Below are 22,773 nucleotides of genomic sequence, written 5' to 3'. Positions count from 1 at the left end.
CAACATGATGATGCGGAAAAAGTTTGTATTCCATAAAGGGCAAAATAGGGATTCTTCTCTGAGGCTGCATTAATTCGGCCCAGAAAAAGGTCCGAAAGAACGCTAGGCCTCTTCGAAGAACCCAATTTTGCTACCAAATATTCAAACCATTCGGAAGAAGGACGAAATAGGACACCAGGACTCTTCGAAGAACCCAATTTTGCCACCGACACGCCCGACATGCTATTCCCTTAAAAATCACCTTCTCAGAAAAGACCTATGAATTTTTGTGCTTCTTCAGCGCAAAAGGTTCCAGTCTTTGAAGAGAACCGTTATTTTTTCCTTTCCCTTAAAAATCACCTTCTCAGAAAAGACCTAGGAATTTTTGTGCTTCTTCAGCGCAAAAGGTTCCAGTCTTTGAAGAGAACGGTTATTTTTTCCTTTCTCTTAAAAATCACCTTCTCAGAAAAGACCTAGGAATTTTTGCGCTTCTTCAGCGCAAAAGGTTCCAGTCTTTGAAGAGAACGGTTATTTTTTCATCTTTGTCGGATGAAAAGCCCCCTTTACAGTTCCAAGTATTTCATCATCATGGGAATTTTTATATTCCTGTGTTTCACTGGGATCGGGCTATTCATGTCGGGGAAGCTCAGTAAAAGAACAGCGCAAATCAGTGTTGAACTGGCAACCAAAACCTTTCAGTTAAAATCAACCATTATACGGAACGAATTCAACGGATTGATCCAGGGCTTAAATGCTGCCGAAACCATTATGACTACAGTGAATTCCGGCAATGATTTTAAGGATATGAAATCTACGATGGAAGTGCTCCTGTTGAGTCATGCTAAAATCAACAGTGGCTGGTATGCGATGGTAAGCCGGGGAGATACGGTGTACCAATCCGTTCAGAAAAATGGGGCGCTATATCAGCATCAACCCATTCAGGATTTTCAGAAAACCTGGATTTCCAAACAACTCCGTTCAAAAGACAGCCTGACAAGAACTGCCGGAATTGTTGCTGTAAAAGATTCCCTGCACTGGCTGGTTGCTTCCAGGCACCGATTGGCAGACTCTTCTGTTTTAATCTTTGGCCTGGACATCAACCTGCAGAAGCTGCAGCGTTATTTCTGGGGTGTGGATTCGGTCGGCCGGGCTACCGCACTCGTTATAGACGAGCAGGGACGTTACATCAGCAATCCCAATGAAGAACTGATCGGCACCAGGGTACAGGCAGATACGGCGATCTCTTCGAAAAGAACCTTTCTGGCCGACAGTGTCAGCAGTTATGAAATGGTCAATTCGGCTTACCTGCAAGTGCCCGTTGTACGGTATTACACCCCTTTGCACATCGCATCCATGAAATGGACCATGGTTGTAGATACGCCGGTATTCGTTATAGATGAAGACACCAAGATCATTGAAAGATATGTCACCATGCTGTTTGTCAGTGCGGCCGTACTCATTTTGCTGTTAATTGCCTGGGCCCAGACCAAATGGCAAAAGGAATTTATGCTGAGGCAGCAGGCCGAAATGAAGCGTCAGGAGGTTTCCATCGAGAAGCAGGCGCTGAGTATCGTTGCCGAACGTCAGCAAAAAGAAAATGCTTTATTGCAGTTGAATACGCTAAAAGAGAAGGTGAACCCGCATTTTCTGTTCAATTCCTTAAGTTCTTTGAACGCGCTGATTGCCCAAAATCCAGACCTGGCCAAATCCTTTGTTGTGAAATTATCCAGGGTTTACCGTTATGTGCTGGAATCGTACCCGAACGGACTGGCCACTGTTGCCGAGGAGCTTACATTTGTAAAAGAGTATTTCTTTTTAATGAAAATCAGGTTTGGGGACGCCTTGCAACCGCTGGAAATCCAGATTTCTGAGGCACAGCTGCAGGAGAAGATTCCATTTATGAGTTTGCAGACCCTGATTGAAAATGCGGTGAAGCACAATATGATTTCCAAAACCAAGCCTTTACACATCAAAATAGAAAGTGCGGGCGATACGATTGTGGTGACCAATAACCTCCAGCTGCGCAATGATGTGAAGGGTTCGGGCAGGCAAGGTTTGAATTACCTGCAAAGCACCTATGCCTACCTTGGTGCAGAGAAAATACGCTATGGCGTGGAGGGCAATACCTATAAATGCTACCTACCCCTCATTCACTTCACTCCTTAAAACTGCGGATTCATCTGCCTGATCATGGCAGTCCACTCTCTGTCGCTTCTTAATCCATAAATATAGCGGCATTTTAGATTTATGATTTTAAATAAGACTTCGCTTGTAGCTTTATTTATTCTTATCTCCGCGATTGGTATAAATGCGCAAACACCTAAAAAACAACTTCCTAAAACGCCTCAGAAAACGCTGCCAAAAATAAGCGTTAACAAAAAAAATACGGATTCGCTGAAAAAGAAAGCAGATCAGGATACCACCAGGAAAAACACTTTAAAGGATTACAAAACCCTTTTAAAGAAAGCAAAAACTACCAATGGCATTTTCAAAGTGCACCAGGTAGAAACGGATTACTATTTTGAAATTCCGTTGAAGCTGATGGAGAAAGATTTTTTGCTGGTCAACAAAATCTCCTCCGTGCCCATGGCCATCAATGAAGCGGGTGTAAACAAAGGCATGAATTACGAGAACAAAGTAATCCGCTTTTATCCCAACAAACTGGCCAAAACAGTCTGGGTAAAAACCATTGTACCACAAGTGGAATCACCTGCTGGCGATGCCATTACGCAGTCTGTAAAAGACAATTTCGTAGGCTCGGTCATTGAAACCTTTAAAATCGAGGCTTATTCCCCCGACTCTTCTGCAGTGCTGATTAAAGTAAACAAGGTATTTGACGGCACAGAGAAAAGTTTCAACGATGTATTTAACGGTATCGGACTGGGTACCAGCGCAAAAACTGCCCTTTCTGCCATTGAACACATCAAAAGCTTCCCTCAAAACCTGGTGGTGCGTTCCTTGCTGAGCACCTCCGTAACCGAAGGCCAGACGACCATTCCAATCAGCGTGGTGGTGACTACCAATTTGTTGCTGCTCCCTGAAAAACCGATGAAGCCACGTTTTGCGGATGACAGGGTTGGCTATTTTACCACCCCAAGATGGTATTTTTCAGATGTACAGCAAAAACTGGAAACCCGGGAACTGATCACCAAATGGAAACTGGAACCTAAACCGGAAGACCGGGCAAGGTACCTGAAAGGAGAACTGGTAGAACCCGTTAAGCCGATCGTATTTTACATCGATCCATCGACACCAAAACAATGGAGACCATACATCATCGACGGGATACACGACTGGCAAAAAGCATTTGAAGCCGCAGGTTTCAAAAACGCGATACAAGCCAAACTGGTTACCGATACGGCTGATTTTGATGGCGATGATGTCCGTTACTCTGTGGTGACGTATGCAGCTTCACCAAAATCAAATGCCATGGGCCCTGCTGTTGTCGATCCACGTTCAGGAGAAATCCTGGAATCAGATGTGATCTGGTGGCACAATGTGATGACCTCTCTGCAGTACTGGATGCGCGTACAAACCGGGGTTATTGATACAGGCGCCAGAAAGAACAATTTCAGCGCAGCGCAAATGGGCCATGCCATCCGTTTCGTGTCTTCACATGAAATCGGGCATACCCTGGGTTTAAAACACAATATGGGTGCCTCAGTGGCCTACCCTGTTGATTCCCTGCGTTCGCCGGCTTATACTTCCCGCATGGGCGGAACAGCACCTTCCATTATGGATTATGCCCGTTTCAATTACGTTGCACAACCAGAAGATCAGGTAACCAACATCACCCCTCAAATTGGCGTATACGATAAATATGCCATTGCCTGGGGCTACCGCTGGTTAGACACCGAAGATCCGCGCAAGGACCTGGAAACACAAAAAACCTGGATCGCGAAACACCAGAACGATCCGCTGTACCACTATGGAGAACAGCAAAGTGCGCTGAACGTGGTTGATCCACGGGCACAATCGGAAGACATCGGCGACAATGCCATGAAAGCCAGCACTTACGGATTGAAGAACTTGCAACGTTTGATTCCACAGATCCTGAGCTGGTCGGCCGAACCTGGTGATTCCTACCTGCAGGCCGGAAAGTTATACATGGCGGCCATCTGGCAATGGAATACCTATGCCGAGCATGTGATGGCTAACGTAGGTGGCTACTATCTGGAAAACCCGGTAGCCGGCGATGGCAAAAAAGCTTATACCCCGGTTCCGAAAGCTACGCAGGAAGAAGCCATGACTTACCTGAAAAAGGAATTGTTTGACCTGCCGCAATGGTTGTTCAATCCGGCATTGTTATCCAGCACCTTTGCGATTAAAGACACCCCACTTGGCCCCTTTGAGTACGGCCCATATAACCTGAAACGCGAGCAACAGTATAGCTTAATGTACAGCCTTGTTAGTGATGAGCGTTTGCTGCGGTTATTTGAAATGGAGTCCATTTATGGCAAAGACAAAGTATACACAGTATCCCAATTGCTTCAGGAAATCAGCGCATCGGCCTTCCAATACACAAAGAAAGGAAAATCGCTGTCGCTGGACGAGCGCATGACCGAGCAGAACTATGTAGATGTGCTGCTGGTGAGCACCGATAAGTTGATGGAGAAAATCAATAAGAAAGCATTATTGCCTGAAAAGACTTTAAAGAGCAATCTTCCGGAACTGTGTGACCTTACGCCACGCGCTTTTAAACAGCAAGAGCAGGCGCTTCAGTCGAATGAACTCAGAAACATCTATGTGAATGGCATGACGCGCACATCTGATGTGGCTGCTGCCAAACGTGGCGAGCTCCTTAAAATCCTTAACCTACTGGAAACCAACAAGCGAAAGGGCGACCAGGAGACACAGAATCATCATACAGATCTCATTTTGAGGATCAAACAAAGCTTAAAAATCAATTAAACCATAAACTATCAATAATTTTGTACAAATGAAGAAATTTCTAATATTTCTATTCCTGCTCGTATCTGGTCTTCAAGGCTATAGTCAGGAACAAAGCACAGTAACCGGGACGGTACTGGCTGAAGAAGATGGAAAGCCGATACCGGGGGCTTCCGTTTTTGTCGACAAGCCCGCCATCGGCGAGCAGTCTACCCCCGGCGTTATTCAGAACTCCGTAATCGGAGCCGTTACCGATGCCGATGGACACTTTACCCTGAAAGTTCCGGCGGGAACAACTTATTTAAAAGTAAGTTATTTAGGCTATGCCACAGCCATGGTGAACATTAAAAATAAAACCAAGGTTAGCGTTTCCCTGGTTAGCGACAATAACGTGCTGACAGAAGTGATTGTTAACGGTTATACCGACATTGCCAAACGCAAAAATACCACATCAGTAGCCAAGCTGGAATATGATAAGATCCGCCAGACCGGGGTTTCGGGTATCGACCAGATGTTACAGGGACAAGTTGCGGGTGTATCTGTAACCAGTTTAAACGGTGGTCCTTCCGCCGCACCTAAAATCCGCATCCGGGGTACCGTATCTTTAAATGGTTCACAAGATCCATTGTGGGTTTTGGACGGTTTGCCATTAGAAGGCACCGACCTGCCAAAGAACATCATGGACAAGGACAATATCGATCAGCTTCGCAATTTACCCATAGCCGGTTTAAACCCCGATGATATTGAAGACATCACGATTTTAAAAGATGCTGCAGCCACTGCCATTTATGGAGCCAGAGCAGCAAACGGTGTGATTGTGATTACCACCAAAAAAGGTAAAAAAGGGCCTACAGCCATCAACTTCAGCGCCAATACCTTTATTGGAGAACGTCCGGATTTCAGCAAGCTGAACCTGATGAATGCAGCAGAAAAAGTAGACTTTGAACTTGGGCTGGCTTCCAGATCAGATCTGACCTACCGGGATAACCTGGGTGCAGTTTCCAGAATATTGAACCAGACAGGCGAACTGGCAACTTACCGCAGCAAAGGCTTTTCAGGCCTTAAAACCAGCACACAAGACCAGATCAATGCCTTAAAAAACACGAATACCGATTGGGGTAAAGAACTGTACCAGTCGCCGGTAAACCAGCAGTACACACTGGGATTGTCTGGCGGAACAGAACAAGCCAATTACTATTTCTCCGGAGGTTTTTATGACGAAAAAGGATCTACCATTGGTACCGGATTAAGAAGGTACAATACCACCTTAAAAACCGATTTCACCGTTTCTCCGAAACTAAAATTCGGCGCAGCCTTATTCGGATCTGTAACCAATCAGAAAAACTACCTGACAGAAACCAGCGCCTTCACCAGTCCATCCAGATATGTGAGAAATGTAAACCCATACCTGGGCATCAAAGATGCGAACGGCGCGTACATTTATGACCCGGATATCCAGGGATCATCTACTTTAAACGGCGATGTTTTTGTGCCTTTCAACATTATTGAAGAACGTGAAAACACCAGGTACAACCTGAGCGCCAAAAGCTTTAAAGGCATCTTTGATGTCAACTATAAAATCATTAAAGAACTGAATTTCCGTTCAGAAATTGGTTTGCAGTTTGAAGAAAACGGTTCAGAAAAATACGGCAGTCCGGATACCTATTACGTAAGGAAGTTCCGTGAAGGTACGCGTTTTTACAACTCAACAACTAAAAAATACGAATACTTCCTGCCACAAGGCGGCATGATCCAAAATCAAAATACTTCTTTCTTCCAGTACAACTGGAAAAACATCTTTGAGTTTAACAAAGTGATTAACGAGAAGCATGAGATTGAAGCTTTGGCAGGTGCTGAGTTCCGCAGAACCAGGAACCAGGGCATTATGACCAGGGGTTTTGGTTATAATGACCGTACCTTAACCAGTCAGGAGATTATATTCCCAAATTCCAATTACACCAGCGGTGCAAACAGCCCGTACAGAACTTATCAAAAAACCTTTCTTGAAAACGCCTACGCTTCTTTTTACGGTACCCTTTCTTATACATATGATCGAAAATATACACTTTACGGAAGTGTTCGTTACGATGGATCTGACCTGTTTGGTGTAGACCCTAAATACAAATACTTACCTATTTACTCCATTTCCGGTGCATGGAATGCTAAAGAAGAAAACTTCATTAAAGATGTTAAATGGATCTCTAACCTGCGCGTAAGATCATCATATGGTATCCAGGGAAACATTGACAAAAACACGTCTCCATATGTGGTGGGTGTATATGACAACAGTACCATTTTACCTGGAAACTCAGAATCATCCATCAATGTAAGCAACCCGCCAAATCAAAAACTGCGCTGGGAAAAAACAGCAACGTTTAATGCGGCGGTAGACCTGGGCATTTTCAACAATGCGGTACAGGTTACGGCAGAATACTACAACAGATCCAGTAAAGATCTGATTGGCATTCAGGAACTGTCTTTAGAAAACGGATTCGATTTTACCAATGCAAACTGGGCACAAGTTAGAAACAGGGGATTTGAACTGACCATCTCTACCCGGAACATCAGTACTAAGAACTTCCAGTGGTGGACAGATTTTAACTTTGCGCACAACAAGAGCAAAGTGATCAGGGAAAAGGTGAGCTTAAAATCACTGACGCCTTCCAAAGAAGGTTATTCGATCAATCCTTTGTTTGTCATCAAAACATCCGGGTTAGATGCCAATGGCATTCCCCAGTTTGTTCAAAATGGCAAAGTGGTTTCCATGGAAGATTTCTACAAACTGTATGATCCTTATGCAGATTTCTTCCCTGGGCAGCTGGCACAAAGTAACCTGACCGATAAAGAGTACCAGAACTTGTTTACTTATGTTGGAGACCGCGATCCGAAATATACAGGAGGTTTGGTAAACCGTTTCCGTTACGGCAACTTTGACCTGGCTGTTGCTGCGAATTTTAACTTAAGTCAGTGGGTTTTGGCAACGCCGCCGTACAACCCGGCTTCGTTAGACCGTGGCCAGAATTACAACAGACAAGTGTTAAATGCATGGAGCCCTGGCAATACCGGCAGTACTTTACCTGCAATTATCGGGAGCGATACAGGTGATGGCAGCCGTTGGATGGCTTACAGCTGGCTAAATGGCAATGACCCGGGTTATTCTTACAACAACCTGGACATCTGGGCAAAAAAGATGAGCTATGTGCGGATCAACAGCATCCGTATGGGCTATAGCCTTCCAGCTAAAATCGCCGGAAAAGTGAAAGCAAATTCTTTGAGAATCAGCGTTGAGGGCAGAAACATGTTCGTATTCGGATCTGATTACAAAGGTTATTTCGATCCGGAGACTTATGGAAATATTTATGCCCAGCCCATCACCAAGAGCATATCTATTGGTTTAAATGCAACTTTTTAATGTTAAATCAAATGAAGAAATTAATTATATTAAGCGCAGTATTACTTACCCTGAGTGTAAGCAGCTGCAAGAAATTCCTGGAAGTAGAACCTACAGGTAAAGTCATCCCAACTACTGTAGAAGATTTCAGGGCTTTGATGACCTCGGCATATGCCAACTTTCCGAAGCATAAAGCCCTGCTGGCTTTGCGCACAGATGAGGTAAACTTAGATGAAACCAGCCAGGATTTTCAAACTGTACGTGACATTTATACCTGGCAGGATGCAAACCCGGATGGACTTACGGCCCCATTTCCGTATGTGCAATTTTACAAAACCATTTTTTATGCCAACCAGGTCATTGCAGATATTGACAATAAAGTAGGCGTTACCGCAGAAACCAGTCAGATCAAAGCTGAGGCCTATATCTTAAGGGCATATTCGCACTTTGAACTGCTCAATTTATACGCTAAACCTTATGACAAGGCGACTGCTGCTACAGACCGTGGCGTACCGATTTCTACTACGATAGACATTGAACAAAAATTCCCGGTGTCTACAACAGAAGCGGTTTATACACAGATTTTCTCCGACCTTGCTGCCGGCGAAAAATTACTGACCGTGGATAAATGGGATAGCGGAAAAAACTACCGTTTCGGAAAAATAGCAACACAAGCACTTTATGCCAGGATCTATGAGTTCAGGGGCGAATGGGATAAAGCCCTTGCTGCTGCTCAGGGCGTACTGCAAACCAACAGTGCCCTGGAAGACCTGAATGCTACCGGAAGTGTGTTGCCAAACAACTACCTGTCTAAAGAAAACATCATGTCGATGGAAGATGTAATGGATTCCAGATCGTCCAACATCGCTTTAATTTCTGCGCATTTACTGGGCATTTACAACCAGGCAAACGACCTTCGTTTTTCAAAATACTTCAGTAAATCCGGTCCGGACTATGTATCTGTAAAAGGCAATTCCAATGCTTTAAAAATCACCTTCCGCAACGGCGAAATGTACCTGATTGCTGCAGAGGCTGCATTGCAGACCAACAACAAAGACCTGGCTTTACAGCGCCTGCTTGCTCTGAAGGCAAAACGCTTAAAACCGGCTTATTACCAAACGGAACAAAGCAGGATTTCTGCTTTATCGTCTGCAGATTTGATGACAGAAATCCTTGCAGAACGCGAGCGTGAACTGGCTATTGAAGGCCACAGGTGGTATGACCTGAGACGATACGGACAACCGCAAATCAAACATACGGTAAGCGGAAAAGACTACTTGTTGCTTAAAAATGATCCAAGGTATACCATTAAGTTTCCACAGGAGGCCCTGGCCAATAACCCGGAGCTGAAATAGGCATTCATTTTCTTAATTTTTTCAAACTCCGGTCTGTGTTTTCGCAGACCGGAGTTTTTTTTTACTTTTACGCCTCAAGCAAGAAAAGCCATGAGGGTATTAATAATTGAAGATGAAGAACTGGCTGCAGACACGCTGCAGAAAATTCTCATCCATATTGACCCTAAAATCCAGGTATTGGCGATACTGGGCACTGTAGAATCTGCAGTAGCCTGGTTACAGAAGAACACGGCGGACCTGTTGTTTATGGACATACACCTGGGTGATGGGGAAAGCTTTGAAATTTTCCGGCAGATCCAGGTAGCCAGTCCGGTGATCTTCACTACCGCTTACGATCAATACACTTTAAAGGCGTTTAAAAATCAGGGTATCGATTATCTGCTGAAACCTTTTGACGAAGATGACGTACGATCAGCCTTAGATAAACTGCATAACCTGCGTAAAAGTCCGGATTTGATTTTATCGCAGAACCAGCAGCGTACCGCATTATTTTCAGGAAAACAGCGCAGCCGTTTTATGGTTAAGATGGGTCAGCTGATCCGGACAGTCCATTCAGAAGATGTGGCCTATTTTATGGCCGAAGACAAATACCTGTTCCTGGTGACGAAGGATCAGCAGAATTACATTATTGAAGAAACGATAGGCAGTTTAGAGCCGCAACTGGATCCAGCTGCTTTTTTCCGAATCAACAGGAAGTTCATCATTAACATTGACGCCATCAGGGAGATGTATAAACTATCCAGAAACCGGTTAAAAATTTTGCTTCAACCCGCACCAGGCAATGGCATTGAAGTCATTGTAAGCGAAGAACGGGCTGAAGCATTTAAGAATTGGTTAAACCAATAGCTACTTTTTTTCGAGTAGGTTATTAATCCTTTTTACAATATAATCAATGTCAAATGGCTTACTGATGTAGTCATTTGCCCCCGCAGCTATACTACGCTCTTTGTTTTGATCATTTGCAGACATGACAATAATGGGAATGTGTTTGGTAAACATATCCGTTTTCAGATCTGTACAGATATCAGAACCGTCTCCATCTGGCAGCATTACATCCAGAATAAATAAATCAGGTACAGAATCTTTTAGTTTCTCTTTTAGTTCACTAAAAGTAGATGAAAGCTGCAATTCATAACCCTCGTCTTTTAACAAAACACCGATAATGTATCTGATATCCTCATCATCTTCAAGTACATGTATTCTTTTAATCATATTATTTTTAGTTTTGAAATTCAACTTCTGCGTTTTGATTAGCAACAATTTTGCCATAAATTCAATAAGCTTGTGATTTATTTCATTTATTTAACGAATATGCTCAAGATCACATTTTATATAATAATATGTAAATTTTAAGTAACATTGCATTGGGATTTAAGGGCGTGTAAATCAGGACAAAGCAACATCTAGTTCACATGGATCAGACATATCATCACTTATTGCAGGAACAGATTAAATTACTGCAGGGAATTGAGCACCGGCTTCCAATAATCGTTGTTGTCCACAAATTAGAAGATAAATCGATAGCATACATGTCAGATTATGGGTTGAAAACATTAAAGACAACCCTTCCGGAACTGATCAACCTGGGCGCTGCTTACCAGGAAAAATATTTTAACAAGGATGAAATTGCAGACTACTCTTCCCTGTTACCTGACCTGCTCAATTCGACTGAAGAAGACAAGATCCTCACCTATTTTCAGCAGGCCCGCAGCTCTGCAGATGAAGACTGGACCTGGTACCTGAGCAGTTCCAAAATCTTTCTGCGTGACGCCAACAGCAATGCCACACACATCATTACCTGTGCCGCCCCCATTGGCCCAAAGCACCAGATTACCAGTAAAATGAACCGGCTCCTGGATGAAAATTCTTTTCTGCGAAAGAACCAGGCGGTATTTGCATCCTTAACCAAAAGGGAAAAAGAGATCTTAAAATTCACGGCCCTTGGAGAGACTTCCGCAGAAATTGCTAACCGCCTGCACATTGCCGAACAAACGGCCATTACACACCGCAGGAACATCAGGGCAAAGCTAAATGCCCAGTCCAATTATGATTTTACCAGGTTTGCACAGGCTTTCAACCTGATTTAAATGGCTTTAAGAGATTTGAGTATTTAGGGTCATTGAGGTAAATACATCTATTTTAACATTTAATTTGCAGGTGCCGAACTTTTAATTACTTTTGCCCAAGAAACGGGGGATTAGCTCATTTGGCTAGAGCGCTTCGCTGGCAGTGAAGAGGTGATCGGTTCGAATCCGATATTCTCCACCACCGTTTAAAAGAGGCCGTTTGATACGGCCTCTTTTTTTATGCGTTAATATTTCTTCGGGTTTCGGCGTTTATTGTAAGCAGCTGTCCTCATTGTGATGGAGAAATTTTACTCAATTATTCGACTTTAAAGTACAATGCTTTCAATAGCCTTATTCAGGGCCTGTTCCTGCAAACCGGGAATTTTAAGCCCCTCGGCACGAAAGATCTTGAGATCGGTCATACCCATAATTCCCAGCACACCTTTCAGATATGGCCCATTGAAGTCCATGGCCTGAGATGGACCTTCAGCGTAAACACCTCCAGAGGTTAGGGCAACGTACACCTTTTTGCCTTTTACCAATCCTTCAGGCCCGTTTTCGGTATAGCGGAACGTGATACCTGGCCGAACGATGTGATCGATCCATGCTTTGAGTGCCGAGTGGATCCCGAAATTGTAGAATGGAGACCCGATAACAATGTAGTCTGCATCCATGAGCTGGTTGATAGCCGTTTCAGAATATTTTATCGCCTCGAGATCAACATCGGTAAGCTCCTGTACGGGCGTTAAAAAGGCTTGAAAATGAGGGGCATCCAGGTGGGGATAGTTTTCAGTCACCAGGTTCACTTCCTGTACGACCGCTCCCGGATTTGCTTGTTGAAGTTTAGCTACTATTTCACGACCTAACTTGATGCTGACAGAGTCGCCGTTTCTAAAACTGGATATCAAATGAAGTATCTTTTTCATGTCTATTATTTTTCTTCAAAGGTATCTCCCTTAGGTATAATAAGGATACTACTTTCCCAAAGGATAGTGCTATCCTTTGGGAAAGTCCTTATCTTGGCGGCATGAAAGCCATTGTAGATGAACAGATTCCCAATAGGGAAAAGTGCCTATCAAACGTAAATGCTATCCGTGATGCACTATTTGTTTTGAACGGAAAGTGGAAGCTCCCATTGATATTTACCCTGTTGGAACGGTCACAACGTTTTAACGAAATCCAGCAGTCCGTGCAGGGCATCACCCCGAAAATCCTATCTAAAGAACTTAAAGATTTGGAAGAAAATGGTTTTGTAAAAAGATGTGTCTATCCTACAACTCCGGTAACAGTTATTTATGAAATTACTCCCTATAGTGATACCTTAAAAAGCGTACTGCATGAGTTATACCTGTGGGGTACCCAGCACCGGGATATGATCCGCGAAAGTATGAGAAAAAAGAAAGACGTGTCTTAGACAGGTGGAAATGATTAGCACAGTAGTTATTCAAATACAACAGGCTCCAGATATTCCCTACCTAAAGAATAGGGGATTATTTTTTTATACTGTAATCTACCGATTATAATAGCCGGATGTGTATTAAATTTAAGAGCAAAATCTCTAATAACTTGCTCATTCAGCTGATCAGCCCTTAGTATTTCGGCTTCTTCCTGTTCCGTTAATAACCATGTCTCCGCAAATTTATCAGCCTGATCTTCCTTTATTTTATCTTTATCAGAGTATTCTATCTTTTCTAAAAAAATATCCTTTTTGCCATGCAATAAAATATGGCCGGCTTCATGGAAAAACGTAAACCAAAAACTGTCATTACGATTATATCTGCCCGTTAATTGAATAAATGGCGTGTCGTTAATCCAACGTGTACTTCCACTTATCATAGCCTTTGGCAGGCAAGGGGTATGCACTACCTTTACACCAGCCTGGAAACAAATACTTTGAAGTTGTTTAAAAAAATCCTTTGGATGTTTTACCATTAGCGTTTTTAATTCAGGCAACGCTGCTTTAAACTTTTTCGCCGAGTATTCCGGCGTCTTTAATTCAGTAGCTTGTAACTCCCCCCTTCTTAACCATGCAGAAATTGAATAAGGTTCATTGATGCTCGAAAGAGAGATACGGAAAGCAACTTTAAGTTGTTGATTAAAGTAGTAGTCTTCCCATGCTGTGTGGTTGGCAAAACCGAAAAAGGCGAGCAATGATGCTGTTTTCTCAGTTTCATTATTTGTAAATGGCAACCATTGTTGTTTAATCATTGCTGCTAATGGAAATAATTTAGCCCAAGTTAACGCTGCATCAATCACTTCCTGATGTTTTAAGCGGGATATATATTCATCGTAACCTCTCTGATGGCTCATCCAAAAATGTGCTGGAATTTTTGTCACATTTTCAAACTGTACGGCCATATCCGATGTAATGGAACTCTCTCCCTTAAGAACGGCCGTTATCGTTTTTTCAGGTTTGCCGGTACGTAAAGCAAATTCCTTTGGCCCCATCCCCATTTCCTCAAGTTTATCTTCTAAAGTTTCACCCGGATGCGGTCTTGATTGCGGGAAATATTGATTATTGCTCATCACTTTTCTTTATGGTAGTTTACAACTTCAATTACTTCTACACCATTAATTGCCAGCCAGATATATTGTCCATCCTCATTCTGAGGAATAGGCCTTGCATCAGGAGTAAAAATCAGTCGATAAGGCTGATCGAGATCACACCCCCACTGCCCTTTTCTGTTATACAGCAATTCATGATAATTTCCGGGCAAGTTCCGTACATCTTCTAAAGTAACTGCATCTCGCAGTTGTATCAGCCTTGCCCTTATCTTTTTTGCCCTTAAAGCACCAAATTCCTTAGCTAATTTTTTATCATCATTAGCGAGGCTTTCGAACTTGCCATCTGTAAAAGTAATCTCCACTGCAAATATATGTGATTTTTTAATTAACATTAAATGTAAATAAAAACAAGGACGCGATTAGTCGTTATTTCATAAGATGACGTCGTAAAAAACTCGTTTATTTTCAAAAAATTTCTTTGCATTAGGTACAGAAATCTCCGTCAAAACTTCAGCGTTTCCAGCTCTCTTATCGACAATGAAAATTACATTTCCATCCGTTCAGCCTGAATTTGATAAGACTCCTTATTCATATCCCAAATCTAAGATATTGGCCTGAAATTATCAAATAAAGACAACAAAAAAACTATAAAGAAAAATATTGTATTATAATGCAGAATTTTGCGAATTTACAGCAGCACTGCAAGCATTTGCCTTTCTACTTTTACTTATTAAAATCTTACGAAGGGGAGACATCTCCCGTTAGTCCGCCTAAAATACTTACAACTGATTTTTGCTGTCGTATTTAAATCTACCGAAAACCTCTATAAGCTTTTCTTGATCTCTGCGTTCGAAGCTAATTTTTTTAATCTCAAAATCTATTTTCGACCTAGCAGACAAAACACCATTTTTATTTTTGGTCGGCAAAAAGATATATGAAATTTTATGTAGTTTACTCTTTTTTTCGCTATCTAATTTTTTAGAAAATGAAAAGCCAATATCATTTAGCCTTTTGTCGTAAAATCTATAAATTGAATCTATAGTGCTTGAACCTTCTTTAGCGAAGTAATGCTCAATTAGCACATCATCATTTGCGCCTTCAATTTTTACTTTAGCGGGGCGTCCCAGATCCATTCCAAGCCCTTTCAAATTCCCTTCATTTATAGTCAACATTTCCAAGAGCGAGTCAAGTGGGAATTTCCGAGGTAAGTTGGTCACAAGGCTATCATACTTTATTCCGGTTTTAGCTCCATTTTTGACAACAAAATATCGGGTAATAAAATCTTTTGAGGGATAGACTTTATTTACAAGGCTATCTCCTACAAATTCTGTAGTTACATTTCCTTTGATACTTTGCACCTCGTATAATGTACAGTTGTTGTAATGAGCAATTTTGAAACTACTGCTATCCGAGTCTACTGATTGTCCATGAAAATTTCTTTCCACAGTAAGAAATTGGATAACTTTAAGTTTTTTTTGAGATGAGCATGCTCCCATCAACAGGATTATCAAATAAGGAATTATTTTTTTGAAACTCATAGTTTTACTTGATATCATACAATTTTACATCGGCCTTTGACCAGGCACCTTCCTGAGAAATTCAAGAAGCCCAATTTTTATTTTTTCAAACTCCATAGAGAACTACTATCTCAGTACCTCCGTAGGAAATATTGACTTTTGCTCATCACTTTTCTTTCTGTTCTTTAAACCGCGAGATTAATTTTTGAATCTCTAAGGGGTTTTCAGGGACTGATAATGCTATTTCACTAGAGATCTGGATTCTTGGTCTGTCGGCAGTTTTATTCAAAACATAATAAACCCCGGACAACTTACCTTTTTTTGTAGCATCGAGCGTGCTCGAAAAGGTGAAGAATGTTATTTTTTTTAGATCAAGATCGTATTTTAGGATCAATGAATCTGCTGAGTTCGGATTTTTCACCTTTGGCGTGTAAAACTCATACGATAAGTTTTTTGTGGCAATTTCCTTGTCGAGCCTAAAATTACCATTGTTAACCCCATTGTAACCATATGGCTTTAAAAGAGAGTCAACTTTAAACTCAATTCCTTTACTTTGGTTTTTTGGATGAAACTTAATTCCGTATTTGGCATTAACATAAAATACATGATCTTCATAAGCTATCTCCTGCACAACTTCGCCATCGACAAAACCCTCATTTGAGTTCTTTACTTCGCCCCTTTCTGTATACATGGGATCCTTAAGAATATTGATATTTTCAACGTTTATGAGCTCGGCGTGGTCTTTATTAGTAAGCAGCACTAAGGAATCTCCTTCATGCTTCACAGACTGAACCACCATATTGATTTTAATGGCAACAGGGCCCGACATAATCGTTTTGCCTTCAAAACCGCAACCTAAAATTAAAATAACAGTGACTCCTTTTAAGAAACTTTCTCTAATCGTTGGCATAAAATAACTTAGAAGTGGTGTAATCCGGACTCATTGCAAATGCGCAAACTTGATTATCGATTAGGGACAGTAGGATGAGAAGCGTTGTCATTATCTGCGTTAAGTTGATTTCATATAAATGTAAACAAGATTTCATGATTTGCGGACTAAGTTAAGCCGGTAATTCATATTTGCCATAATTCTATGGTTGTTTTCTGTTTGTTGGTTATTTTTGTATCGAATTATTGATTGCCATATGCTTAGGACACCTGAACATAATTTTTCGGACAACGCCCAAATTGGCGTTGTTTTCTCTTTTTCCGAGCTCGTGGCTACTCATTTTCAAGGAACCGTCAATGCAATTTGCTGGCACAGGGATTTGGAAGGCGATTTTGAGGAAATTGTATCTAAACTTCAATTGGTACAAAATATTACAGAGGTGCAGGCCGAAACACTTTTAGCACTCAGGTTATCCGAAAAAGGTAATGCTGCAAGGGAAATTATCTTGAAGGATTTGCGACTCCTGACTGATTGCGGAGCCTCTCCTTCCCTCAATCTGATCAAAGCTTATCAAACAGATGAGGAACTGGATTTCATTTCAACAGATGTATATTCTTATCACATAGACCGTTCAGCCATTGCAGCGGATACTTTCTTATGTACTTATTACGGAGCGGTAAGCGAGATCCTGCCGAATGATCAGGTGGAGCAAAAGATTTTAGTTCCGGAAATCCGGGAAAAGCTTAAAGAACTACATGATGGACCAGATGCAACGTTCGAAACCTTTCTGAGCGAACATTATTTTGATCTGCATTATAGACCTAAAGTCAATGCCAGGCCAATAAATTTAGGATTGGGTCATCTTTGGAAATTAGCTGTAGATCATCCCGAACAAACAGTCTTGCCCTGTGTTCACAGGGCACCTGTAGAAAATGAAGGCGAGTATCGTCTGCTTTTGATATGCTAGTTATCCTTCGAACACGATTCATACTATCCTGTACGCTATAATGATGCGATCTCTTCAAGGGAAAGCTTAGTTGTTTTTGCAATAAAATCAACAGTTAATCCTTCTTTTTTAAGTTCAGCTGCAATTTTCAATGCTGCTTCATGTTGTCCTTCCAACCTTCCTTCAAGTTTTCCTTCCAACTTTCCTTCAAGTTTTCCTTCCAACCTTCCTTCCAACTTTCCTTCCAACTTTCCTTCAAGTTTTCCTTCCAGCCTGCCATCGCGCCTGTCCTGCATTCTTACTATCTCTAAAATTCCCATATTGATTTCTCCTCCTGTTAATTCAGATATTAGCTGATCATTTTCGCTATAATGATGCGATCTCTTCAAGGGAAAGCTTAGTTGTTTTTGCAATAAAATCAACCGTTAATCCTTCTTTTTTAAGTTCAGCTGCAATTTTCAATGCTGCTTCATGTTGTCCTTCCAACTTTCCTTCAAGTTTTCCTTCCAGCCTGCCATCACGCCTGTCCTGCATTCTTACTATCTCTAAAATTCCCATATTGATTTCTCCTCCTGTTAGTTCAGATATTAGCTGATCAAATTTACAATTAATATCCTCATTGTTAATGTATATAAAGTTTTTTATGAAAATCAGAAAGCTGGTTATCCTGTCATGGTCATAATTATGACTCAGCAATGCTTTAGCGATGATAAGTCGTTCCTCCCCAAGTTGTTTTTCCGGAATCTTGCCTTCCAGGAGTGATTTTTGACAAGCCAGCGCAATCAGTGCAAAAGGATTATTCATTTTAAGTAATGCTTCCTGATCGTGGTCAAAAATATGGTAAGTTAAATAACTAAATGAAAGTACCGTTCCCAGCAGTTCATCCCGATAGACCCGCGGCTTGCGCTGACTTTTACCTCCTGTAAAAACAGCAATGGTAGCTACTGATACTTTGTGTTTATCACGGATACGATAGTTATATTCATAAACGCGTTTTTCAAAATCAACATCATTCCCCCCTTCAATTTCAACATTGAGCAATACCCACTTTTCTGTGCCGTTTTTAAGATGTAGTTTAGCCAGCAAATCGGCTCTACGACCATCCCTTCTTCGCTCCCGGTTAGGGATAATCGCGAAAAGCTCCTTGTCCATAAATTGAATTCCCTTGCTAAAATCAACAACCTGATCTGCATCGGGATATACAAAACGTAAAAAATCTGGAAAATTTGCTTCCAATGCTCCCTTCAACAATTCATCACTCTTTTTTCGTAATGCAATCGCATACTCATTCATCATAAAATGGTTTTATTTAATCCTGGTGTGAATCAATAGAATTTCAACCACAATAACCAAGTTTCGATGTATTTATTTTAAAATAGTTTACATAAAAAAGCGGGGCAGTAACCAGCTACCCCGCACCAAATAAAACTTAATGAAAAAAAGAGAGCATTAATATCATAAGATACTGAGCTAAACTCAGTATGACGTTTATACGATTGACACGACGTTTATAAGATCAACACAATTACTTCAAGAGCCTATGTAGCATCATTTAATTAACATCATCCAAATTTACGCCCTTGCCTAAACGCAAAATGTCAATCCTTCTAATGAGCTCAGTCAAGCCCATGAACAGATTCTTGTAAGCCCTGATCAAGCGCTCCCGCTCAAATTCATCCATGCCATGTAACTCATCTCCGTCTTTTACAATCCGGAGTTTGGTGAGTAAGCGCTGGCCTTCGGCGGCGTGAAAATCAAGGGCGTAAGTCCAGCCCAGGGCTTTATAATGCCAGACTCCACCCAGTTGGATGGTTATCCGTTTGTATTCTTCTTCTAAAAAAATAAAGTTCTCTTCTTCGCTAAGGTCAAACTGTTTGCCCGCGTGGAGGTCAAAAATCAATTGACCTAATCTTGCAAATTCGTTGTTCATTTTATGTGTTGTTGTTGTTGTTGTTGTTGTTGTTGTATTGTTGTTGTCGTCATCCTGAGTTTATCTCAGGGTCTCCTCAGGTAAGTTTCCGGCCTGCGCCGGAATGACGAATATAAACACTAACGTCATCCTGAGTTCATCTCAGGATCTCCTCAGGTAAGTTTCCGGCCTGCGCCGGAATGACGCGGATGTAAGCACCGGAATGACGAATACTAGCGTCGGAATGACGCGAGTGTAAACGCCGGAATGACGCGAGCACAAGCGCCCTAATGACGAGTGTCACTTCTCCTTCGTCAGTTGTTTGATCAAATCCGTTTCTTTCGCATCAAAGGCTGTCCCATCCGGCCGCAAGATGTCATGAAACCACAACTTCGGCTCGGCCGTAAACTGACCGCTCCAACTCTGCCATGGATAATTGGTCTGCGTTTTACCGGCTACAAAACCCCAGTTGATCGCGCCTACTTTGTACTTCTTCGCGATTGGCAATACCGCTTCAAAAGTGCTGCCGGTATTCCTGGCCATATACTCGGTACAAATGATCGGGCGGTTGTACTGCTGCAGCCATTTCACACGCATTTCAAATTTATCCCCGCCCCTATAATTGTGGAAAGTAATGATGTCCGAGTTGTCTAACATCAACTTCTGACAAGTCGTTAAACTATCGCGCACCGACCAGTTCGAATCCTGCCAGATCGCAGCCGTTAGCGGCTGGCTCGGCGAAGCCGACCTGGCCCAGGCAAAGGATTGCGCCAGCAAGGGCAGCACCAAATCCAGTTTAGCTTTTTCGCTTAAATCTTCAACAGGAAACAGTTTCCTGCTGCTGTGTTCCGGCTCGTTCCAGATGTCCCAGCCCAATATCCGCTTGTCGTTTTTAAAGTGGCCAACTACTCCTTTTACGTAATCTTCCAGCCTGGCATATTCGGCCGGATTTTGCAAGGCAGCAATGCCCGGACTTTGCAGCCAGCCCGAATTGTGGGTATGTGGCCTGGGTACATTTTGTTTACCCAGCTTTGGTGCCGGGTCCCAGCAGCTGTCAAACAGCACAAACAGGGGTTTGATGTGGTGAATCTTACACAGGCTTAAAAAGGCATCCATGCGCCTGAACAAACCTTCTTTATCTTGTTTATATAATAAGTCGTGTAAAAACACCCTTTGGGTATTCATGCCCAGGGCTTCTGCCCAGGCCAGTTCTTTTTCTATGGCTTTCAGGTCAAAAGTTTCTTCCTGCCAAAACTCCAGTTGGTTAATGGCATAGGCCGGGGTATAATTGGTGCCCACCAGCCAGGGCTGCCTGGCGTACCAGGCATTGGCCTGTGCCTCCGTCCATCGGGTGTTTTGCTGGGCAAAAACCCCGGCTGTACAGAGCATGAATAAAAATAATATGAGCTGTTTTTTCATTTCTCGTTGCTTAAAATGTATGGGGTTATAAATTCACTTTTAAGTTGCCGCCTTCCAGGGTGACACCATCCAGTTTGGCATGTAACTTCCTGAACATGGTCGGTGTCAACCCGGTTTCTCTTCTAAAAAAGTGGGTAAAGCAAGCCGGATAGGCAAAATTGAGCTGAAAGGTAATTTGCCTCATATTATTCTCCGTACAGGACAACAGGATTTTGGCTTCCTTCAACAAGTATTGCCGTACCAGGCCCGGCACCCGTTTACCCAGGTTTTCTTCTGTAATGTTGTTTAATAATCCTGCAGGAATATTCAACAGTTTTGCATAAAATGCGGCGCTCCGCTCTTCCAAAAAGTGTCTTTGGATCAACCTGTCCAGGTCTTTCAATATTTTTTCTTCGTTGATCATAACTAGTTTATAGGGATGGAAAAATTAACTTCATCAGGTGGCAGGCATTGTGCTTTGGTACAGGCCATAAACTCCAGCTTTCCTTTTACCGTAGTCTGTTTGGTTTTGAGTTTAACCTTTTGCTGAAAGGTGACGGTGTTTTCAAAATAGTCTACCTGGATATCAAAGTTTTTATCAAACACTGCTAGTGGTTTGGGTTCTGCTATTTGGCCAACCAGGATATATTCTTTGGATGGACTGAACTTAAAACTGGTTTTCAATGGGCCGCCATCTTTTTGATAGGCAGAGTAAATGTGCCAACTCTCTTCGATATCTGCTTTTAACGTTATTGTTGCTTCGTTATCTGAAATTTTCTTTGCTGCATAGCTCCATTTTACGGGTTTTAGGATCTGGGCTTTGGCATGAATTGCCCAAAGCAGTGGCAGGACCAGCAACGTGATCAGTTGTTTTTTCATATGTTTAATTTGTTTTTATTTGTGATGAAGCTACCAGATTTATTCATCTCACTGTGTGGTTTGAAAAATCATGATGGTTTCATATGTGTTGCGTTTTCTTTTCCTAAGTAGTTCCGCTCCAATTTTGGAGCGGAACAGGTGAGCATTATTTATTTAAAAGGAGTTTCTTTTTTATTGAATACCATGACTTCAACTTCCCTATCTTCGACTTTAATATCGAGCCCATTGCGATTAAAGGCAGCCCTCCACTCACTTAAATTTACTTTATCGTAAAAAGCTTTACTCTTATTTGCACAAAAATCCAAATTCAAATCACTAAGCGATATTTTTTCCTTATTATACCCGGTTTCGTTAAAAACTGGTGGCATCATTACATGTTGGTCATACATACACCATTGAATAAATTGACCAAAAGTCACATTCTTCACTTTTTCAAGTCGGTCTTTAGTTAAATTATCATGATACTCAACAAACCGGTCTTGGTCTTTTATTGGCGATTTTGAAAGAAAAGATGAAGAGTTATCTTTTTTTATGATTATCCAGGACTTTACTTTTCGCTTTCCTATTTTTCCTTTATAAGGTGAAAATCTATTCAAATCCACCAGCATATATTCACGAAAAAAAATACTATCGGATTTAATGCCTGGATATGGAACTTTAATATCATAATCATAGAAAGTTCCAGCGAGCCAGTTAATCAATGAATCACGGGGATGCTCCCTTTCCTCGTAATAATTTGTAGGAGAAACTTCTTTGCCCTTAATTTCTATAACAAACCAATTTGGATTTCCCAAAGTTGTTCTGTATGCACCAGCTACATAGCTATTTCTACCCATTGATAAAACCATATTGTATAGCCATAAAAAATCAAACTCTCTTATAGATATTTTTTCTTCAGATTGACTAAATGATGCTCCTCCCTTACTTTTTCGAAGTAAAGAGTAACCTAAAAATTCATCATCTTTTGTATTATTTTGTTCCACAATAGGTGCTCTCGTATCCCAGTCGATGCGCTCTTTTACATTTAGTTTTCCAGTTTTTAAGTATTG

Annotated in this window: 21 protein-coding genes and 1 tRNA gene; 9 read left to right on the top strand and 13 right to left on the bottom strand. The window is 41.7% G+C overall.

The genetic code is table 11. The features are described from left to right. Window positions 1–528: 528 nt before the first annotated feature. The 5 genes from IM797_RS23915 (at window position 529) to IM797_RS23895 (ending at window position 10,461) form a co-directional block, all read left to right on the top strand. Entirely contained in the window at window positions 529–2,145 is a 1,617-nt protein-coding gene (locus IM797_RS23915) for a histidine kinase (RefSeq protein ID WP_194129737.1), read from the top strand. Window positions 2,146–2,226: 81 nt separating this feature from the next. Further along, entirely contained in the window at window positions 2,227–4,890 is a 2,664-nt protein-coding gene (locus IM797_RS23910; RefSeq protein WP_194129736.1) for a zinc-dependent metalloprotease, read from the top strand. 28 nt (window positions 4,891–4,918) lie between these two features. After that, window positions 4,919–8,281: a SusC/RagA family TonB-linked outer membrane protein gene (locus IM797_RS23905; RefSeq protein ID WP_194129735.1), complete on the top strand. Its 3,363-nt coding sequence runs from the start codon at window positions 4,919–4,921 to the stop codon at window positions 8,279–8,281. Between the two features lie 11 nt (window positions 8,282–8,292). Continuing rightward, complete coding sequence (locus IM797_RS23900; RefSeq protein ID WP_194129734.1) at window positions 8,293–9,615, top strand: RagB/SusD family nutrient uptake outer membrane protein; 1,323 nt, start codon at window positions 8,293–8,295, stop codon at window positions 9,613–9,615. A gap of 90 nt (window positions 9,616–9,705) precedes the next feature. Next, window positions 9,706–10,461: a LytTR family DNA-binding domain-containing protein gene (locus tag IM797_RS23895; protein ID WP_194129733.1), complete on the top strand. Its 756-nt coding sequence runs from the start codon at window positions 9,706–9,708 to the stop codon at window positions 10,459–10,461. On the opposite strand, the gene IM797_RS23890 is transcribed toward IM797_RS23895, so the two are convergent. Next, on the bottom strand, window positions 10,462–10,827 hold the full coding sequence (locus tag IM797_RS23890) for a response regulator transcription factor (RefSeq protein WP_194129732.1): 366 nt from the start codon (window positions 10,825–10,827) through the stop codon (window positions 10,462–10,464). A gap of 200 nt (window positions 10,828–11,027) precedes the next feature. Between IM797_RS23890 and IM797_RS23885 the strand changes: the two genes are divergently transcribed. Beyond that, window positions 11,028–11,702 carry a helix-turn-helix transcriptional regulator gene (locus IM797_RS23885; RefSeq protein ID WP_194129731.1) on the top strand — a complete coding sequence of 225 codons (675 nt, stop codon included), beginning with the start codon at window positions 11,028–11,030 and terminating at the stop codon, window positions 11,700–11,702. Between the two features lie 104 nt (window positions 11,703–11,806). Beyond that, window positions 11,807–11,883, top strand: a tRNA-Ala gene (locus IM797_RS23880). Window positions 11,884–12,007: 124 nt separating this feature from the next. On the opposite strand, the gene IM797_RS23875 is transcribed toward IM797_RS23880, so the two are convergent. Further along, window positions 12,008–12,607, bottom strand: a complete 600-nt coding sequence (locus IM797_RS23875; RefSeq protein ID WP_194129730.1) for an FMN-dependent NADH-azoreductase — start codon at window positions 12,605–12,607, stop codon at window positions 12,008–12,010. 101 nt (window positions 12,608–12,708) lie between these two features. On the opposite strand from IM797_RS23875, the gene IM797_RS23870 reads away from it, so the two are divergent. Beyond that, the gene (locus IM797_RS23870) at window positions 12,709–13,095 is read left to right on the top strand and encodes a helix-turn-helix domain-containing protein (protein ID WP_194129729.1); all 387 of its coding nucleotides are present in this window, start codon (window positions 12,709–12,711) and stop codon (window positions 13,093–13,095) included. Between the two features lie 26 nt (window positions 13,096–13,121). Here the strand turns inward: IM797_RS23870 and IM797_RS23865 are convergent, their stop codons facing one another. The 4 genes from IM797_RS23865 to IM797_RS23850 all read right to left on the bottom strand — a co-directional run bounded on the left by IM797_RS23865 (window position 13,122) and on the right by IM797_RS23850 (window position 16,613). Next, window positions 13,122–14,207: an ImmA/IrrE family metallo-endopeptidase gene (locus tag IM797_RS23865; RefSeq protein ID WP_194129728.1), complete on the bottom strand. Its 1,086-nt coding sequence runs from the start codon at window positions 14,205–14,207 to the stop codon at window positions 13,122–13,124. Continuing rightward, window positions 14,207–14,578 (bottom strand): type II toxin-antitoxin system RelE/ParE family toxin, encoded by a 372-nt coding sequence (locus tag IM797_RS23860; RefSeq protein WP_228099083.1) that lies wholly within the window; start codon window positions 14,576–14,578, stop codon window positions 14,207–14,209. The genes IM797_RS23865 and IM797_RS23860 overlap by 1 nt, the downstream gene beginning before the upstream one ends. Before the next feature lie 387 nt (window positions 14,579–14,965). Continuing rightward, window positions 14,966–15,724 (bottom strand): hypothetical protein, encoded by a 759-nt coding sequence (locus IM797_RS23855; RefSeq protein ID WP_194129727.1) that lies wholly within the window; start codon window positions 15,722–15,724, stop codon window positions 14,966–14,968. 145 nt (window positions 15,725–15,869) lie between these two features. Beyond that, on the bottom strand, window positions 15,870–16,613 hold the full coding sequence (locus IM797_RS23850) for a hypothetical protein (protein WP_194129726.1): 744 nt from the start codon (window positions 16,611–16,613) through the stop codon (window positions 15,870–15,872). 235 nt (window positions 16,614–16,848) lie between these two features. On the opposite strand from IM797_RS23850, the gene IM797_RS23845 reads away from it, so the two are divergent. Further along, entirely contained in the window at window positions 16,849–17,559 is a 711-nt protein-coding gene (locus IM797_RS23845) for a DUF1826 domain-containing protein (RefSeq protein WP_194129725.1), read from the top strand. A 35-nt stretch (window positions 17,560–17,594) separates the two neighbouring features. Here IM797_RS23845 and IM797_RS23840 read toward each other — a convergent pair whose 3' ends face one another. From IM797_RS23840 to IM797_RS23810, 7 genes are all read right to left on the bottom strand, one after another. Further along, window positions 17,595–17,927 (bottom strand): hypothetical protein, encoded by a 333-nt coding sequence (locus IM797_RS23840; RefSeq protein WP_228099081.1) that lies wholly within the window; start codon window positions 17,925–17,927, stop codon window positions 17,595–17,597. Beyond that, window positions 17,905–18,834: a hypothetical protein gene (locus IM797_RS23835; RefSeq protein ID WP_194129724.1), complete on the bottom strand. Its 930-nt coding sequence runs from the start codon at window positions 18,832–18,834 to the stop codon at window positions 17,905–17,907. The genes IM797_RS23840 and IM797_RS23835 overlap by 23 nt, the downstream gene beginning before the upstream one ends. A 256-nt stretch (window positions 18,835–19,090) precedes the next feature. Continuing rightward, entirely contained in the window at window positions 19,091–19,468 is a 378-nt protein-coding gene (locus IM797_RS23830) for a hypothetical protein (RefSeq protein ID WP_194129723.1), read from the bottom strand. 279 nt (window positions 19,469–19,747) lie between these two features. After that, a complete protein-coding gene (locus IM797_RS23825) occupies window positions 19,748–20,866 on the bottom strand; it encodes a cellulase family glycosylhydrolase (RefSeq protein ID WP_194129722.1) in 1,119 nt (372 codons plus the stop codon). A 25-nt stretch (window positions 20,867–20,891) separates the two neighbouring features. Beyond that, window positions 20,892–21,269, bottom strand: coding sequence for an AraC family transcriptional regulator (locus IM797_RS23820; protein WP_194129721.1), 378 nt, complete (start codon window positions 21,267–21,269; stop codon window positions 20,892–20,894). A gap of 2 nt (window positions 21,270–21,271) precedes the next feature. Further along, a complete protein-coding gene (locus IM797_RS23815) occupies window positions 21,272–21,724 on the bottom strand; it encodes a protein-disulfide reductase DsbD domain-containing protein (RefSeq protein ID WP_194129720.1) in 453 nt (150 codons plus the stop codon). 149 nt (window positions 21,725–21,873) lie between these two features. Further along, window positions 21,874–22,773 (bottom strand): hypothetical protein (locus IM797_RS23810; protein ID WP_194129719.1); only part of this gene is annotated, 900 nt, incomplete at its 5' end.

The sequence above is a fragment of the Pedobacter sp. MC2016-24 genome (genome assembly GCF_015223055.1).
Taxonomy (GTDB): Bacteria; Bacteroidota; Bacteroidia; order Sphingobacteriales; family Sphingobacteriaceae; genus Pedobacter.
Note: the sequence above shows the minus strand (reverse complement) of the source record. Positions and strands in the feature narration are given on the sequence as shown.